Below are 16,896 nucleotides of genomic sequence, written 5' to 3'. Positions count from 1 at the left end.
AAAAGGAGAATCTATTTTGGAATTTATAGTATCGGATAGCTATGAGCAAATGAGTGAAACTGCAGCCGGGATTTTGGCAAAAGAACTGAATGGGAATCCGTCCGCAGTATTTGCGCTCCCAACGGGTTCGACTCCGGTCGGAACCTATCAGGTATTGGCCAAACTGAATAGAGAAGGACAGGTTGACTTTTCCCACGGGAATTTTTTCAATGTAGATGAATATGTCGGGCTTTCACGGGAAAGCAAGCAGGGATATTATCATTTTCTGTATGAAAATCTTTATCAACATGTCAATGTTGACCTTACAAAAACGCATGCGCCGGATGGAATGGCGTCCAACCCAGAATTGGCAGCTATACAGTATGAAGAAATGATCGACGGGCTTGGAGGCCTTGATATTGCTTTTCTGGGCATTGGAAGAAATGGGCATATCGGGTTCAATGAACCTGCTTCCAGCCTGCATTATTCCACGTATTGCGTGATGCTTACAGAAAGCACTATTGAAGCCAATTCGCGTTTTTTCAAGAGTGTGGAAGAGGTGCCTAAACAAGCGCTTACAATCGGTATGGGTACGATTATGAGAGCAAAAAAAATAGTAATGGTGGCGAATGGGGAAGATAAGGCAGCGGCGATTAAGCGCCTAAGGGAGGATACAAGCCTCGACACGGAATTTCCTTCCTCGCTCCTGAGATTACACCCGGATGTGACAGTCGTGACAACAATCAAATGACTTCATGGCAGGATAATTCATAAAATTCGGGCCGTCCGCACTTTAAAACGCGAACGGCCCTTATATTTGTGGAATGTTTTTTAGCCCGGGATATGCTATAATATCTCTGGAAACTTAAAAAGGGAAGAACTATGGGAGGATTAACGATTGTGAAAGTCTATAAACCCGGCTTTATTGGTTGCGGAAATATGGCGTCGGCGATTATTGGAGGCATAAAGCAGGCTGGCATCACGGAACTTTATGTTTTTGACAAGGATATGGAAAAATGCAGAGCTTTTGACGGCGCAACCATATGTAAAAGTGTAGACGATGTCGTAAAAAGTGCGGATATCATATTTTTGTGTGTAAAGCCCAATATATTACCGGAGGTTCTGAAAGAGATCACGGTGGAGGGAAAGGCTTTCGTTTCCATAGCGGCAGGCATAACGGTAGAAAAAATCAGGGAATTACTCAGGCCGGCGGCACGTATTATGCGTATTATGCCCAATACGCCATTGCTGGTGGGGAAAGGCGCCATTTGTATCCAGATGCCGACAGACCTCTCAGAAGGTGAACAGATTTTTATTGAAGAAATTTTTAGTGCAATAGGTATTGTCGAGCATGTAGGCGGTAATTTGATGGACAGTGTGACGGGAGTATCGGGGAGTGGGCCTGCATACGTATATATGTTCATAGATGCGCTTGCAAAAGCAGGAGCAAAACACGGTCTTCCGGAGGATGTTTCATTGCGTCTTGCCGTTCAGACGTTCGAGGGGGCTTGCGAAATGCTTAAGCAAACGGGAGATACGCCGTCCCAGTTGATTCATAATGTTTGTTCGCCCGGCGGAACGACAATTGAAGCGATGAAAATATTTGATATGAATGAAACCCGTGGGATTATTGAATGGGCGGTCGATGCCTGCGTGGCAAAGTCGAAGGAACTTTCCAAATAAAAAATTATAGAAGGGAAATATATGCTGAAAGAAGTAATCGTTTATTGTGATGGCGCATGCTCAGGAAATCCGGGACCGGGAGGTTGGGCATGCGTACTTGAATACAAGGGAAATCGAAAAGAGCTTTCCGGATATGCAAGCGATACAACAAATAACCGAATGGAGCTAACTGCTGCCTTACAGGGTCTTCTTGCCCTCAAAGAACGGTGCAATGTCAAGGTGTACACCGATAGCGCTTATATTCATAATGCGTTTGATAAAGGATGGATTATTGCGTGGCAAAATAATGGCTGGAAAACAGCCGCTAAAAAGCCTGTGGAAAATCAGGATTTGTGGAAACAGTTAATCAACGCATCCAAAAATCATATCGTAAAATGGTATAAAGTAAAGGGACACGCAGATGATGAGCTGAATAATCTTTGTGATAAACTGGCGCGTGAGCAAATTAAAAAGAATGCTGCAGGCTGAAAATCCACAGTACTTCCGGTTCATTATAAAAATAGGGCTACTGGAATAAACAAAATTCGGCGATTGTTGATTTGTTATGTTGAACTTTCCAAGTTTTCAGTGCAGAGGAGATATAATTGAGCGACGTGCAACTATTCGCAAAACACAAGTTTTGCGAATAGTTTATTGCGATATGGGCCAAAGTCTGCTATAATAAAGAAAAAACGCGTTATAATGCGAAGTTTGGGTATAAAAGGAATTTTTATGGTATGAGCAATTCTCCGGACTATCATCAAAATCTGAATCAAAAAATGACTCTGCGCTTGCGCGAGATTATGAAGGATTTGCCATCCTTTACTACCAGCTTTTTTATTGCGATGGAAAATACTTCTACGATTTTGACCCGTGTAAACTATGCAGCGGATTTGCGTATTTTTTTTCAATTTCTCGTCCGGGAGGTTCCCTCTTTCCTAGGACGGAAAGTTGGTGGAATTGACAAAGAAGAATTGAAAAAAATCACGGTGGACGATCTTTATATGTTTCTGGACTACCTTAACCTATATACTGCGCCGGATGATGATGAAAAATTTATCGAAAACCATGAACGTGGAAAAGCACGTAAGGTAGCTTGTCTGCGCTCCTTTTTTAAGCATTACTATCGAAAAGGTGTACTTGATAAAAATATCTGCGAACTGCTTGATACGCCAAAACTCCATGAGAAAGCAATTGTACGCCTTGAGCCTGATGAAGTGGCCAATTTACTTGATATTGTAGAAAGTGGCGAGCAGCTTACAGAAAAACAAAAACAATATCATAAAAAGAATGCAAAACGCGATGTGGCAATATTGACACTTTTTTTAACAACGGGAATTCGTGTTTCCGAACTCGTATCGATTAATGTCGATGATGTGGACTTCAAAAATGGATGTTTTAAAGTGGTACGCAAGGGTGGAAATCAAGTAATGCTTTATTTTGATGACGAAACAGCACATGCTCTGGCTGAATATCTTGACGAACGTAAAGATCGTGGAAATTATGAGCTTACTTCCCCGCTCTTTCTTTCCATGCAGGGAAAACGGATGTCTGTTCGCAGTGTAGAGCTTATGGTAAAAAAATATGCACGTATTGCGAGCCCACTGAAAAAAATATCGCCGCATAAACTCCGCAGCACCTATGGTACAATGCTTTACGATGAAACGGGAGATATTTACCTTGTTGCCGATGTGCTTGGCCATAAGGATGTCAATACAACGCGAAAACATTATGCAGCGATGTCTGAAGATAATAGAAAACGCGCTTCGCGCGCAGTTAAGTTACGAAAATAAAAAAAGAATCCCGGGCGGGATTCTTTTTTTGTTATAACGTTACGCCCATTGAGTCGAGCGCGTATAGGATGCCTAATTTTGCATGTTCGTAGGTAAGCGCACCTTGCAGGTATGCGGCATAAGGTTCCCGTATGGGCCCATCGGCCGTCAGTTCTACGGAAGCTCCCTGTACGAATGTTCCCGCCGCCATAATTACTTTATCATCATAGCCCGGCATATCCCAAGCATACGGCACGACATGTCCGTCGATGGCGGAAGAACGCTGTATGCCCCGAATAAAGCCTGTCATAGGTTCTTCGCTGCCGAATATGATAGATTGTGTAATGTCGCCGCGTACAGCATCGTAAGAAGGCTTAGCTTGATATCCCAGCTGCTCAAAGACGCGTGCGGCAAGTGCAACACCCTGGAGCGCCTGGCAGACGGTATGCGGCGCCATAAAAAAACCCTGATAATATTGTTGATAGCCAAATGCATAGGAGCCGATTTCTGTACCGATCCCAGGTGCGGAAAAGCGCCCGGCTATTTTTTCGATCAGGCTGCTTTTTCCTGCAATATAACCCCCGGTAGGCGCAATACCACCACCGGGATTTTTAATCAGGGAACCGGCAATTATATCGGCGCCAACAGCGGTCGGTTCCTCAGTACATACGAATTCGCCATAACAATTGTCTACCATAATGGTTTTATCAGGAAATTCGCTGCGGATTACTGAGATCACCCTGCCTAAATCCTCTGTCGTGAACGCAGGACGGATTTCGTAACCAGTTGAACGCTGCAGATAAACCACCTTGACAGACGGATCCTTTTTTATTTCTGCAACAGATGTGTCAATATCGATCATGCCGTTGCTTTCCAAGGGTGCGCAGTTGAACCTGATGCCATATTCTTCCAGTGAACCGCTGGCGCCGTACAATGTGGAAAGCAATGTATCGTACGGTTTCCCGGTGAGTGAATATAAAGTATCGCCAGGGCGCAGCAGACCAAATAAAGCCGTAGAAATCGCGTGAGTTCCGCTCATCAGCATGGGTGAAACGATCGCATCTTCTGCCCCGAACGCATCCGCAAAGACGCGGCACAGTTTTTCACGGCCTTCGTCGCCATAGCCATATCCTGTCGAAGCATAAAAATGGCGCGCAGAAACACTATTTTTTTGGAATGCTTCAATTACACGGAATTGGTTGACCTGTGCGGTTTCCTGAAATAATTTAAAAATCGGCGCTACTTCTTTTTCGCATTCAAATACGAATTCTACGAGTTGAGGATCAATGCGAAAATGCTTACTGATGTACGATATCATGTCCATAATTAAAACGATTTATTGCTCCTGTCTTAAAATTTCTTTGGCAATTGCCGATGCATTCGGATAATCGGCGGTGTGATACCAGTGGATTCGCTCATCCCGCCGGAACCAAGTGAGCTGCCGCTTAGCATAACGGCGCGTATTTTTTTTGAGCAAAGCAACTGATTCTTCCAAACTTGTATCACCATTCAGATATGCAATTAATTCCTTGTAGCCAATTGCCTGCATAGAAGTAGGCATACTACCGTATTTTGCGAATAGTTGCTGTGCTTCTGAAAGCAGTCCTTGTTCCATCATCAGGTCAACCCGCCGGTTGATTCGTTCATAAAGCGCTTCCCTCTCCATTGTGAGGCCGGCCATTATAAACGTATAATCTTCATTGGGAACGCGAAACCGATATTCTCCCTTTCCGTCCCCATGATGCAAAATTTCAAGGCGTCGGATGATACGTTTTTTATCATTTGGGTGGATACGTGCTGCTGCCTTAGGATCTTTTCTTGTAAGTTCCCTATGCAGGGCCTCCCCTTCCTTTGATTCAAGCGATGCGCGAAACTCCAAATCATAAGTGGTCTCAGTAAAATCCAGCTGATAGGTAAGCGCGTTGATATATAGTCCTGTTCCTCCCGCAATAACCGGCGTCTTGCCGCGGCTTAGAATATCGTTGATCCATCCGAATGCTTCCTGCTGAAACATAGCGACGGAATAGGGAAAATCGGGAGAAACAATATCAATCATATGGTGCCGGATTCCCTGACGTTCCTCTTTATCGGGTTTGGCTGTCCCAATATCCATTTCACGGTAAATCTGCATCGAATCCGCGGAAACCACCTCACCGTCCGCTTGTTTGGCAAGCTGGATCGCCACTGAGGTTTTTCCGGAAGCGGTTGGCCCTGTAATCACATATACCTTACTTTTCATACAATCCGCTTAAACCCTTTTTGTAAGTCGCTTTTTTTGAGCGCAACAGCGATCGGCCTTCCATGCGGACAATTTGGAATTGCCTCCAATTCGGTAATTTCCCGAATCAGTTCTTCAATTTGTTCATCAGAAAGCTGATACCCAGCCTTAATGCTGTAGCGGCAGGAGGCGCGGATTACCGCATCGCGTATCAAAAGGATATCATCCCTTGTATTGCGTAGCTCAAACAAGATTTCTTCCACTAATTTTTCTGCGGTGCTTTTTTCCACCTGAACCGGAAACGCATTGAATTTAAGTGTCAATGGCCCAAATTCCTCCATTTCAAAGCCGAGGGACTGTAAAAGCTCCGCATTCTTGACCAAAAGGGAAAAATCTTCCGCAGGCAATGTAGTGACATAAGAAATAAGAAGGCCTTGAGAAGCAGAGCTACCCTCTGCAGCGGCTTTTTTCATTCGCTCGAAGTTAATCCGTTCGTGAGCGGCATGCTGGTCAATCAAATAGAGGCAGTCCGCACATTCTACGATCACATAAGTATTCCACACCTGTCCAATGATGCGGTAATCGAGCAACCGACGCACATCCTCAAGCATTTCCTGCTCTTCTTTCGGTGCATTGTATTTTACTACCGAATCAATCAGTTCCTCGAAATCCTGCGTCCCGTTCCCGTAAAAGACGCTGGGCGGTTCCGAGGGGGTCATGACATAATTAGGTTTTTGCGCGGCATGGGGTTTAGGCGCGTAAATCTTTTTTGCAGAACGTAGATCAGGGATTTTTTCCGGAAACTGTACGGGCGGCGCGGATTCCATTCGTTCCGCTTTCTTCCCCACTGATGTTTTCGCTTCGGTCAAAGAAAGAACGGGCGGCGCGCTGTTTATCTCAAGCGCAGACCGAACAGTTTTTTCAATTGCATCCAGTACGTCGGTTTCATCGTAAAGCATCACTTGCAGCTTGCCCGGATGGACGTTAATATCGGCACGGTTGAGCGGAAGATCAATATGCAGGACGGAAAACGGATAATGCCCACGTAAAAGTCGTTCACCATATCCGCGCAACACAGCAGACTGAAGATTCTTTGACTGCACATAACGCCCGTTCAGGAAAAAGCACAGGTAGTTGGTGCTTTTGTAAAGAAAAGTTGGTTGGGAAAGCAAGCCATGAACACGAATCTCCCCAAATGCATGATCCGCTTCTGTCAGTTTATGTGCGATATCCTTCCCATAAACTGCTATAATAGCATTTTGTAAGCTTCCATCGCCAGGGCTGTGATAAATGACCTTACCGTTGCTGATATACTTGATCGAAATATGCGGATTTGCAAAAATGAGTTTTGAAACAACAGAAGTAACATTTACCGTTTCCCGCGCCGTATTTTTCAGAAATTTCATGCGTGCCGGAATATTATAAAACAAATTTTCTACTTTGACGGTTGTTCCTTCTGCAAGTCCGGCAGAAGAAACTTCCGGCCCCTGTTCCCCGCTGATAAAAAGAACGGTTCCTTCCGTACTATCTGCCGTGCGGGTCTGAATCGTGAGCCGTGAAACAGCAGCGATGCTGGAAAGCGCCTCGCCACGAAAGCCTAGAGTTCCAATTTTATCCAAATCGTCAAGCGTACTGATTTTACTCGTTGCATGTTTTTGGATAGCGAGCGGAACATCTTCAGCTATAATTCCCACCCCGTTATCCGTCACGCGAATGAGTTCTTTGCCCCCTTGCGCGATTTCCACAGTGATTGCGGTTGCACCGGCGTCCATAGAGTTTTCCATAAGCTCTTTAACAACTGCGGCAGGATTTACCACCACTTCCCCAGCGGCGATTCGTTTATAAACAGCTTCGTCCAAAACGGCAATTCTATGATTCATCCGCAAGCTCCTTTTTGAGCGAATACACAAGATTCAACGCCTCTATTGGCGTCAAGGTATCGATGTTTAAGGTGTTGATTTTTTTTACACATTCCGGCAGTTCCGCTTTGGGGAGGGGCGCTTTTTCCTTTTCTGCTGGAAGACCGCCAAGGGAGACTTCATATTCCTGAAACCGGTCGAGAAATACACGGGCGCGTGAAATTACCTGTGCGGGGAGGCCGGCAAGTTTTGCAACGTCGATCCCAAAACTCCGGTCTGTTCCCCCCCGAACGATTTTATGAAGGAAAATAATATCATGTCCCATTTCCTTAACCGCAACCGAATAATTCCGGATTCCATCAAACATATTTTCAAGTTCCACCAGCTCGTGGTAATGCGTTGCAAACAATGTTTTAGCGCGCAGGTTTGTGATAATATATTCCACGCTCGCCCAGGCAATTGAAAGACCGTCTGTCGTACTGGTTCCGCGGCCGATCTCGTCAAGGATCAGTAGACTTCTTTCGGTTGCATTGTTCAGAATATTGGCAAGTTCGTTCATTTCCACCATGAAAGTACTTTGACCGGAGGCAAGATCATCCGAAGCGCCAACCCGCGTAAAGATACGGTCTACAAGGCAAATATGTGCGCTTGCCGCCGGGACAAAACAGCCGATATGCGCCATCAGTACGATCAGGCCAACCTGCCGCATATAAGTACTTTTTCCTGCCATATTCGGGCCGGTAATCAGCAACATATTATTTTTTTCATTATCGAGAAAAGCATCATTCGGAACAAATTCTTGCCTACAGATGCTTTCGACTACAGGATGCCTGCCATTTCTGATATCCAAAATGCCGTCATCGGCCATTTCGGGACGTACGTACGCATTTTCATATGCAACACAGGCAAATGACTGCAGCACATCCAAAAGAGCGATACGGGCCGCACAAGCCTGTATACGCGCGACATTTTCGCCGAGGGTGTTGCGAATTTTCAGGAAGGCTTCATATTCGAGCGTTTTTCGTTTTTCTTCCGCACCCAAAATGGTATCTTCCATTTCCTTCAGTTCTTCGGTGATGTATCGCTCACAGTTTGCAAGGGTCTGTTTGCGCAAATAACGGTAAGGAACCTGTGAAAGATTGGATTTGGTTACTTCAATAAAGTAACCAAATACCTTGTTATAGCCAATTTTTAAGTTTTTAATGCCGGTTTCTTCCTTTTCCCGCGTTTCCAGTTCGGCAAGCCAGGATTTACCGTTTTTAGAAGCGGAAATCAACCGGTCAATTTCATCGTCGTAACCGGGCTTAATGATATTGCCGTCCATGATTCCAACAGGCGCATCCTCATTAATTGCGCTGTCAAGCAGGAGAAAAAGATCGCGTAAATCGTCGAGGCCCTGATAGATCCGTTCAAGGAGCGGGCTTGCAGTCTGTTCCAGAAGTCCCCGTACCGTTGGCAAGGCTTCGATGGAACGCTTCAGCGATAAACAATCCTTCGCATCGATTGATCCATAAGAGATCCGTGAAATGATGCGTTCAAGGTCGTAAATATTTCCAAGGGAATCCATCAAGGATTCGCGCAGATAAAGGTTTTCTTTGATTTCCCCCACTGCATCAAGACGCTCATTGATTGGATCCAGACCTTTTAAAGGCTGGAGGATTATTTTTTTCAGCAAACGCGCACCCATAGCAGTCCGGGTCTTATCAAGAAGCCATAGTAAGGAGCCGCGTTTCCCTCCCTCCATGAGGGTCTGTGTCAGTTCCAGATTACGGCGTGTATTGGGGTCGAGCGTCATATAAGATTTTTCGTTAAGGGTACGGAGCGCAGTAATGTGCAGAAGGGCGTTTTTCTGCGTATCGATCAGATACTGCATAAGCGCGCCGGCCGCACTGATTCCGTTATCCATTTCCATACAGCCGAACCCTTTGAGAGAATTTACCTTAAAATGACCGCAAAGAACCTTCTGTGCTGCTGTTTTTTCAAATGCCCAATCGAAATATGGATTTACAAATGTATTCTTGAAACGTGTTTTTTCCGTAGTCGTGAGCAGGTCTTTCACACGGGAATCCGCAACAAGAATTTCCATGGGATTTAGGCGTGTCATTTCATTCAAAAGTCCGGTTTCATCTTCGAGTTCTTCGACAAAAAATTCCCCGGTAGAAACATCGCAATAAGAGACCCCATATTGCCCATCGCCATAATGAATACATAAAATATAATTGTTCTCAGATTCATTTAAAATCGAATTTTCAACGACTGTTCCAGGTGTCACAACACGTGTAATGCCGCGTTTTACAATACCCTGTGCAACCCGGGGATCCTCCAGTTGATCGCAAATCGCAACTTTATATCCATTTTCTATCAGTTTGCTGATATAACTATCAACGGCGTGATGCGGAACGCCGCACATGGGCGCGCGCTCTTTAAGGCCGCAATTTCGCCCGGTCAGTGCAATTTCAAGCACGCGTGCGGCTGTTTCTGCATCTTCAAAAAACATCTCGTAAAAATCCCCTAAACGGAACATCAAGATACAATCAGGATATTCCTGCTTCAGGTCAAGATATTGTTTCATCATAGGTGTCAATTCTGCCATTGTATTTCCTCTTAATTCAGCGTACCGAACAACGTTGTCTTCTTCCCGTGTGTAATTTTCACATTTACAAAATTTCCAATTAAACTCGCGTCGCCTTCAAAATTCACCATCTTTGAAGTGCTTGTACGTCCGCATACATGTTTTGGATTTCTTGCGCTGATACCTTCCACGAGAACCTCCATGGACCTTCCTTCATATTCATGGTTTCGTTCTTCTGTGATTCTGTTCTGTAGCGCTACGAGCTCCTTGATACGTCTTGCCTGCGTTTCTTCATCAACCTGATTCGGCATCCGGGCCGCACGGGTACCGTTGCGCGGAGAATAAACAAAAGTAAATGCGGAATCAAAACGAAGTTCCTTTACCAGAGAAAGCGTCTGCGCAAAATCGGCATCCGTTTCACCGGGAAATCCGACAATGATGTCAGTTGTAACCGCAATTCCGGGAATATTTTTGCGTATTTTTTCCGCAAGTGCAATATATGCTTCCCGCGTATATTTACGATTCATTTCTTGCAAAATGCGCGAGCTGCCAGACTGTACAGGCAAATGAATATGACGGCAAATTTGCGGATGGGCGGCAATTACGCCGATCAGTTCATCTGATAAATCCTTAGGATGCGAGGTCATGAAGCGAATTCGCGGAATATCTGTTTCTTCACATATTTGTTTGAGAAGCTGGGCAAAATTAAGGCCGCCGTCATAGGAATTGACATTTTGGCCAAGCAGCATTACTTCACGAAATCCCTGCGAAGTAAGGCCGGCAACCTCGGAGATTACGTCATTCGCGCTGCGCGAGCGTTCCCGCCCCCGCACATAAGGGACAATGCAATAGGAACAGAAATTATTGCAGCCATACATAATGTTGACGGACGCAAGCGGACCTTCGGAACGCTTTTGCGGAACATCATCGTGCAGTTCACCTATTTCGGGAGCTCTGTAAATAGGATCCGGGCTGGATTTACACGCTAAAATCATCTCGGGGAGCTCATGAAGGTTATACGTCCCGAAAACGATATCAACAAACGGAAATGTTTTCATAAGTTTTTTTGCGGCACTTTCCTGCTGCATCATGCAGCCGCAAACTGAAACAAGCAATTCACGATTCAATTGCTTTAACTTTTTGATGCGGCCTACATTCCCAAATGTCTTTTGCTCAGCGTTTTCTCGTATACAGCAAGTGTTAAATATAATAAAATCGGCATCTTCTTTCGAGTTTGCCGGTATATATCCGATGCTTTCCAGAAGACCGGCTATTTTTTCCGATTCATGCGCGTTCATCTGGCAGCCATAGGTAATAATATAATATTTCAGGCCTTTTTCTTTGATTTCGGTTTCAAGGTTTTTTAGTGTTTTCATGGTATTTATTATAATGCAAAATCCAAATAAAATCCACAAGGAAAGGATTGACTCATAGAAAAAACCCGCCCGGCAAACCGGACAGGTTTTTAAGTTCAAGTACAAACGGTTTCACTACCATGGACGGCGGCCGCATACAAAATGGTTTCTCCAATAGGAGGTGTCATAGCTGCGGTGCACAACCTGCCCATTCGAAGACGATGCGTCGATCATCATTCCATCTCCAACGACAATACCAACATGGCCGACCCGCGTCCCCGCATTGTTGGAATAAAAAATCAGGTCGCCGCGCTGCAAATCATCAAAAGAAATTTTTTCCCATGCAGAGTTTTGCGAAAAACCTGCCGCATTGAGACGCCCAGTTGATGAGCCTGCCTGCCTCAAACAATATGTTACAAGCCCGGAACAGTCAAAAGAATTTGGACCCGATGCCCCCCATACATAAGGGCAGCCAAGCTGTTCCTCTGCCACAGAAATAAATTTATCGATATTTCCTTTACGCTGGATTTCCGCTGCTTTTTCCGGTGTGGGCAGCGCATCTGCCGAATAAATCAATGCAAGTGTCATCTCGCCAGTCTTTCCGTCCACCCCAAGATCATTGCGTTCCTGAAAGCGCTTGACAGCATCAACCGTTTCTGTGCCATAATAACCGGTAGCCTTTCCCAGATAGCCCAACTCCTGCAAACGCTCCTGAAGAAGGTCTACGTCATCACCGCTTGTTCCTTCAAGCAGCGTATAGGGCTTGGCATCGTCCGTATAAATAATTGCGAGAGTCTGAGGACCGCATACGCCGTCCTGATCAAGACCATGCTGCCGCTGGAAAAAACTGATAGCACCGGCGGTAGCAGGCCCGTAATATTGCGTTGTTTCGTCAATATCAAGATAACCGAGATCCATCAAACGCTGCTGCAGCGTTTGGATTTCAGGTCCTTCCATTCCCTCTTTCAGGGTAGGGTCCGGCGTTGGTTCCGGCGTGGGGCTTGGCGTAGGAGCCGGAGTCGACTCTGCTGCCGCCGTGATATTTTCGTTTACAGGAACCGTATTATCCGCATTTGCCGCACTGGTATTGGAACTGAAAAAAGGAACGTTTCCAAATACACCAAACGCAAATAGAAGAATGACACCCACAGCGGCTCCACAAATAGAACCGGTCATTGTCCAGCGTTTTGTTTTCGGCATACGAGTCATTTTGTCTTTAATATTCAGAAAAAAACGTTTGACACGTAATGAAAAAGGATAATAGGTATGTCGTCTTACCTTGATAAACTTCCTCCGCACAACGTCCACTCCCTCCGGATATTGAAATAATTGTAACACAAAATTAACAAATATGGTAGTAGAAAAATCGAAGTTAATGTTGCTGGCGGAAAATTTGTTTCCGCAAAGCTTCATTTAGGCCGTTAGGCCGTCCTCACCTGGACGAGACCTCAGTGTTCATTATAGTTATAGTCAAATTTCTTCATACCGTCATATCGTTAAAACGTGATTCTTATATTGGCCCGATATATCGTGCGGGGCATAAACATGCGTATCAGTGCAGAGAGACAAGAGCAGGGCAAAATAAATACCTCGTGTAATAAACACGAGGTATTTATTGCAAAGTTTCCTTCGCCGTGGTGCGGATAAGAGGACTTGAACCTCCATGAAGTTGCCTTCACACGGACCTGAACCGTGCGCGTCTGCCAATTCCGCCATATCCGCAAAATTGGTGGAGAGAGATGGATTCGAACCATCGAAGGCGTCGCCGGCAGATTTACAGTCTGCTCCCTTTAGCCACTCGGGAATCTCTCCACATCGAAACTATGATAGAACTTGAAGCTCCTCTGCTGATTATTAAAAGAATCGCATCAGTTTTAGTGAGCCAAGCATTTTTCCTACCTAGTCAGCGATATTTATTATAGCATAGCGGTATGTAGAGGTCAATAAAAAATTTCAAACCACTCAAAAAAAGATCTGCTTCTGTAAATATTGGCTTCCGGAAGAGAGAAGGTTTGTCTAAAATTATAGCGGGAAATTCCGCATCAGAGATTCTTCAGGATCGGTAGCTTCTCCATATTGGTTTATGGCTGCAATAATAATATGATCTATCTGATCTAATTCAATTCTTTCGCACATATTTGAGCCTCCTCTACATACTAAATAGTATATCACCTGCCCTGTACAAATAGAGTATAATACTTTTTATCGACAGTCTAGAAAATTAGTATTATCTATTAAATTATCCCTTCAAAAGGAAAAAGTTGTTATTTCCTTTTTCAAATTTTGCTTATCATGTGCAGAGGTTACATCCAGATAGAATGCTTAATTACCTCCAAGCATACTCAAAGAAATACGATTCTTCTCCACATCCACAGATAAGACACGCACCCTTACGGTATCCCCTACCTGCACGACTTCGCCCGGATGCTTGATGTATCTGTCTGTCATCTGGGAGATGTGCACCAGTCCGTCCTGATGTACGCCAATATCAAAAAATGCTCCAAAATCAATGACATTTCTCACCGTCCCCTCAAATTCCATACCCGGTTTTAAGTCGGAAATATCCAAGACATCCCGCCGCAGGACGGGCTTTGGCAAGGAATCGCGGATATCGCGTCCGGGTTTTTTCAGCTCCGCAATTATATCACGGAGCGTGGGAATCCCTATACCGCATTGCTCCGCAACTTCTTCCTCCCCATATTGTGCGAGCTTGATATCCAGCGCGTTAAGAGTACCTAAGGCTATATCTTTTTCCGTAAATCCAAATAATGCCAGCAGTTTTTTTACAGCAGTATAAGATTCCGGATGCACGCCAGTATTATCCAGCATTTGTTTCCCATCGGAAATACGGAGAAACCCGGCACACTGTTCATATGCCTTCGGCCCAAGCTTAGGAACCTTTTTAAGTTGTGCTCGCGTCTGGAATGCTCCGTTTTTCGTCCGGTAAGAATAGATGTTTTCAGAAGCAGCGGCAGTAAGGCCTGCCACATATGAAAGCAACGAGGGCGACGCTGTGTTGACGTCCACCCCAACGCTGTTGACACAATCTTCCACCACGCCTTTCAGTGTTTCATTAAGTTTTTTTTGCGGCATATCGTGCTGGTATTGCCCTACGCCGATGGATTTTGGATCTATTTTTACCAATTCAGCCAACGGATCCTGTAACCTGCGCGCAATAGAGATAGCACTGCGCAAAGACACGTCGTATTCCGGAAATTCCTTTGCGGCTAATTTGGATGCAGAATAGACGGATGCGCCGGCCTCGTTAACCATGATATATGCCACAGGCTGCGGCAACTCCGCGATCACTTGCGCAACGAACAATTCCGACTCCTTTGAGGCGGTTCCGTTTCCGATAGCGATCACCTCGACCTGATGTTTTCGAATCAATTCCTTTATGGCTTTCTTCGCTTCCTCCACCCTGCTTTTAGGCGGCGTTGGAAAAATTACTCCCATATCTAAAACTTTCCCCGCCGCATCCACTATTGCCAGCTTGCAACCGGTACGGTAAGCTGGATCGAATCCCATTACAACCTTGCCGCGCAGCGGAGGCTGCAAGAGAGCAGGCTTGAGGTTCTGGCCAAACATACGGATTGCCTGTTTCTGTGCGTTCATGGTCAGATTCGCGCGCACCTCGCGCTCCAGCGACGGAAACAAAAGCCTCTGCCACGCGTCTTTGATTACCTCACGCATAATCGGTTCCGTGGCCGTATCTTTTTTCAATACATGGTTTTCCATCACAGCAAACGCCCTGTTGTCATCGAGCCGTATGGCAACTTTTAGGTATCCTGTTTTCTCCCCGCGGTCGATTGCCAATACGCGATGAGGCGGGATCTTCGGAACCGGCTGTGAAAAATCGTAATAGGTGCGGTAAACGGAATCCTCATTTTTTTTCGCTGCCCTGGATTCTACCATCGCACTACTTTGTATCAATTCCCGCAAGCGGACACGCAGCTTGGCATCATCCGAAAGTATTTCCGCTACAATATCCATCGCGCCTGCAAGAGCTGCCTTGCTGTCCGGAACGTCCTTTGCGGGATTAATAAAAGGCGCGGCAGCCGGCTCCATGCTATCTACGTCCTGTGTATAAAGGATATCCGCCAACGGCCCAAGCCCACGTTCCCGCGCTATCGTTGCGCGCGTTCTGCGTTTTTGCCTGTAGGGACGGTAAAGGTCTTCTAATTCAGCAAGTGTTGCAGCTGACTGGATGGCCTTCTTCATCTCTATTGTCAGCTTTCCCTGCTCATCAATAGATGTCAGTACTTCCTGCATGCGCTGATTTAAATTTTTCAGGTATCCCATGCGGTCCGAAATATCCCGCAACACTTGGTCATCACACGAACCTGTAAATTCCTTGCGGTAACGTGCGATAAAGGGGATAGTATTCCCCGCATTGATAAGGTTCATAATATTACGAATATACGCAGGCTTCATCTGAAACTCTTTCACTAAAATTTTCTCTATATTCATTGCAGTCCTTTCCTTAACCTCATTCAGTATACCGCAAAATATTTCTTATGTGATGCAAAATTATCTGGCAATGGGAGTATGTTATATGGCAATTTATAGTCCCAGCAAAGCAGGTTGGTAAAATGGCTCAAAACGCTCCCACATGAAATGCAGATATGTTTCTGATGAAGTAAGATTTTTTAGAGCGCTCCGAAATCTAATAAACAAAAAAACCGCATTATCATGCGGCTTCTGGTGTGGAGCTGGTGATGGGACTTGAACCCGCAACCTGCTGATTACAAATCAGCTGCTCTGCCAATTGAGCTACACCAGCAGGTGTAAATGGTGCCTCCGGGCGGAATCGAACCACCGACACGGGGATTTTCAGTCCCCTGCTCTACCGACTGAGCTACAGAGGCATATTGGCGACCTGGAAGAGACTCGAACTCTCGACCTCTAGCGTGACAGGCTAGCGTTCTAACCAACTGAACTACCAGGCCAACTTTGGCAGCGGGTTCTGCCACGTGCTGTTTTTTACCCTTTTATCCGCCCTATCGGGCTTTGCTCTATTGGTGGGCCCTCAGGGACTCGAACCCCGGACCAATCGGTTATGAGCCGACCGCTCTGACCAACTGAGCTAAGGGCCCGCAAGCAAATAAGAGTAAACCCTGCTCAAAGTAATAAATGGTGACCCCACCGGGAATCGAACCCGGGTTACCGCCGTGAAAGGGCGATGTCTTGACCGCTTGACCATGGGGCCATTGCTGCAAATTCGGGTATGAGCTTTTTGGTCGGGGTGGAGGGACTCGAACCCCCGGCCCCATGCTCCCAAAGCACGTGCGCTACCAAACTGCGCTACACCCCGAAGCATACTCCTTTTATTTGCGACGCTTTATAATATACTTTAATTTGGGCTAAAAGTCAATAGGATTTCTTTGTTTTTTTTAAAGATTTTCGAGAACAAAATCGTAGCATGCAAAAAAACCGCGCTATGCGGCCTTTTTGCAGCTAATTCAATATAATTTTCCAG

General features: G+C 45.5%; 11 protein-coding genes and 8 tRNA genes. 4 read left to right on the top strand and 15 right to left on the bottom strand.

Annotated features, from left to right (window positions below; translation table 11 throughout):
- Positions 1–16 precede the first annotated feature (16 nt).
- The 4 genes from nagB (at position 17) to H8S18_RS02265 (ending at position 3,434) form a co-directional block, all read left to right on the top strand.
- A complete protein-coding gene (gene nagB, locus H8S18_RS02280) occupies positions 17–730 on the top strand; it encodes a glucosamine-6-phosphate deaminase (protein ID WP_243165026.1) in 714 nt (237 codons plus the stop codon).
- A gap of 149 nt (positions 731–879) precedes the next feature.
- Positions 880–1,662: a pyrroline-5-carboxylate reductase gene (gene proC / locus H8S18_RS02275; RefSeq protein ID WP_186856677.1), complete on the top strand. Its 783-nt coding sequence runs from the start codon at positions 880–882 to the stop codon at positions 1,660–1,662.
- A 21-nt stretch (positions 1,663–1,683) separates the two neighbouring features.
- A complete protein-coding gene (rnhA, locus tag H8S18_RS02270) occupies positions 1,684–2,130 on the top strand; it encodes a ribonuclease HI (protein WP_186856676.1) in 447 nt (148 codons plus the stop codon).
- 248 nt (positions 2,131–2,378) lie between these two features.
- Positions 2,379–3,434 (top strand): tyrosine-type recombinase/integrase, encoded by a 1,056-nt coding sequence (locus H8S18_RS02265; protein WP_186856675.1) that lies wholly within the window; start codon positions 2,379–2,381, stop codon positions 3,432–3,434.
- Between the two features lie 31 nt (positions 3,435–3,465).
- Here the strand turns inward: H8S18_RS02265 and H8S18_RS02260 are convergent, their stop codons facing one another.
- The 15 genes from H8S18_RS02260 to H8S18_RS02190 all read right to left on the bottom strand — a co-directional run bounded on the left by H8S18_RS02260 (position 3,466) and on the right by H8S18_RS02190 (position 16,731).
- Positions 3,466–4,737 carry a methionine gamma-lyase family protein gene (locus H8S18_RS02260; RefSeq protein WP_186856674.1) on the bottom strand — a complete coding sequence of 424 codons (1,272 nt, stop codon included), beginning with the start codon at positions 4,735–4,737 and terminating at the stop codon, positions 3,466–3,468.
- Between the two features lie 12 nt (positions 4,738–4,749).
- A complete protein-coding gene (miaA, locus tag H8S18_RS02255; RefSeq protein WP_186856673.1) occupies positions 4,750–5,652 on the bottom strand; it encodes a tRNA (adenosine(37)-N6)-dimethylallyltransferase MiaA in 903 nt (300 codons plus the stop codon).
- Entirely contained in the window at positions 5,649–7,511 is a 1,863-nt protein-coding gene (mutL, locus tag H8S18_RS02250) for a DNA mismatch repair endonuclease MutL (protein WP_186856672.1), read from the bottom strand. Before mutL ends, miaA begins: the two co-directional genes overlap by 4 nt.
- Positions 7,501–10,083 carry a DNA mismatch repair protein MutS gene (mutS, locus tag H8S18_RS02245; RefSeq protein WP_186856671.1) on the bottom strand — a complete coding sequence of 861 codons (2,583 nt, stop codon included), beginning with the start codon at positions 10,081–10,083 and terminating at the stop codon, positions 7,501–7,503. Before mutS ends, mutL begins: the two co-directional genes overlap by 11 nt.
- An 11-nt stretch (positions 10,084–10,094) precedes the next feature.
- Positions 10,095–11,438, bottom strand: coding sequence for a tRNA (N6-isopentenyl adenosine(37)-C2)-methylthiotransferase MiaB (gene miaB, locus H8S18_RS02240; RefSeq protein ID WP_186856670.1), 1,344 nt, complete (start codon positions 11,436–11,438; stop codon positions 10,095–10,097).
- Positions 11,439–11,552: 114 nt separating this feature from the next.
- Complete coding sequence (locus H8S18_RS02235; protein WP_186856669.1) at positions 11,553–12,617, bottom strand: C40 family peptidase; 1,065 nt, start codon at positions 12,615–12,617, stop codon at positions 11,553–11,555.
- Between the two features lie 435 nt (positions 12,618–13,052).
- Positions 13,053–13,139, bottom strand: a tRNA-Leu gene (locus tag H8S18_RS02230).
- Between the two features lie 5 nt (positions 13,140–13,144).
- Positions 13,145–13,229 (bottom strand) — tRNA-Tyr (locus H8S18_RS02225).
- A 510-nt stretch (positions 13,230–13,739) separates the two neighbouring features.
- Positions 13,740–15,887, bottom strand: a complete 2,148-nt coding sequence (locus H8S18_RS02220; RefSeq protein WP_186856668.1) for a Tex family protein — start codon at positions 15,885–15,887, stop codon at positions 13,740–13,742.
- A 237-nt stretch (positions 15,888–16,124) separates the two neighbouring features.
- Positions 16,125–16,200 (bottom strand) — tRNA-Thr (locus H8S18_RS02215).
- Positions 16,201–16,209: 9 nt separating this feature from the next.
- Positions 16,210–16,285 (bottom strand) — tRNA-Phe (locus tag H8S18_RS02210).
- A gap of 4 nt (positions 16,286–16,289) precedes the next feature.
- A tRNA-Asp gene (locus H8S18_RS02205) sits at positions 16,290–16,366 on the bottom strand.
- A gap of 70 nt (positions 16,367–16,436) precedes the next feature.
- Positions 16,437–16,513, bottom strand: a tRNA-Ile gene (locus H8S18_RS02200).
- 38 nt (positions 16,514–16,551) lie between these two features.
- A tRNA-Glu gene (locus H8S18_RS02195) sits at positions 16,552–16,626 on the bottom strand.
- Positions 16,627–16,654: 28 nt separating this feature from the next.
- Positions 16,655–16,731, bottom strand: a tRNA-Pro gene (locus H8S18_RS02190).
- Positions 16,732–16,896 lie beyond the last annotated feature (165 nt).

The sequence above is a fragment of the Christensenella tenuis genome (genome assembly GCF_014287795.1).
Lineage (GTDB): Bacteria > Bacillota > Clostridia > Christensenellales > Christensenellaceae > Christensenella > Christensenella tenuis.
The sequence above is the reverse complement of the archived record's forward strand: the minus strand, read 5'-3'. Positions and strand labels throughout refer to the sequence as shown.

Bases quoted from the DNA above. Each gene is read 5' to 3' on its own strand.
- rnhA (WP_186856676.1), top strand. From the start codon at position 1,684: ATGCTGAAAGAAGTAATCGTTTATTGTGATGGCGCATGCTCAGGAAAT.
- H8S18_RS02265 (WP_186856675.1), top strand. From the start codon at position 2,379: ATGAGCAATTCTCCGGACTATCATCAAAATCTGAATCAAAAAATGACT.
- H8S18_RS02260 (WP_186856674.1), bottom strand. From the start codon at position 4,737: ATGGACATGATATCGTACATCAGTAAGCATTTTCGCATTGATCCTCAA.
- miaA (WP_186856673.1), bottom strand. From the start codon at position 5,652: ATGAAAAGTAAGGTATATGTGATTACAGGGCCAACCGCTTCCGGAAAA.
- mutL (WP_186856672.1), bottom strand. From the start codon at position 7,511: ATGAATCATAGAATTGCCGTTTTGGACGAAGCTGTTTATAAACGAATC.
- mutS (WP_186856671.1), bottom strand. From the start codon at position 10,083: ATGGCAGAATTGACACCTATGATGAAACAATATCTTGACCTGAAGCAG.
- miaB (WP_186856670.1), bottom strand. From the start codon at position 11,438: ATGAAAACACTAAAAAACCTTGAAACCGAAATCAAAGAAAAAGGCCTG.
- H8S18_RS02235 (WP_186856669.1), bottom strand. From the start codon at position 12,617: ATGCCGAAAACAAAACGCTGGACAATGACCGGTTCTATTTGTGGAGCC.
- H8S18_RS02220 (WP_186856668.1), bottom strand. From the start codon at position 15,887: ATGAATATAGAGAAAATTTTAGTGAAAGAGTTTCAGATGAAGCCTGCG.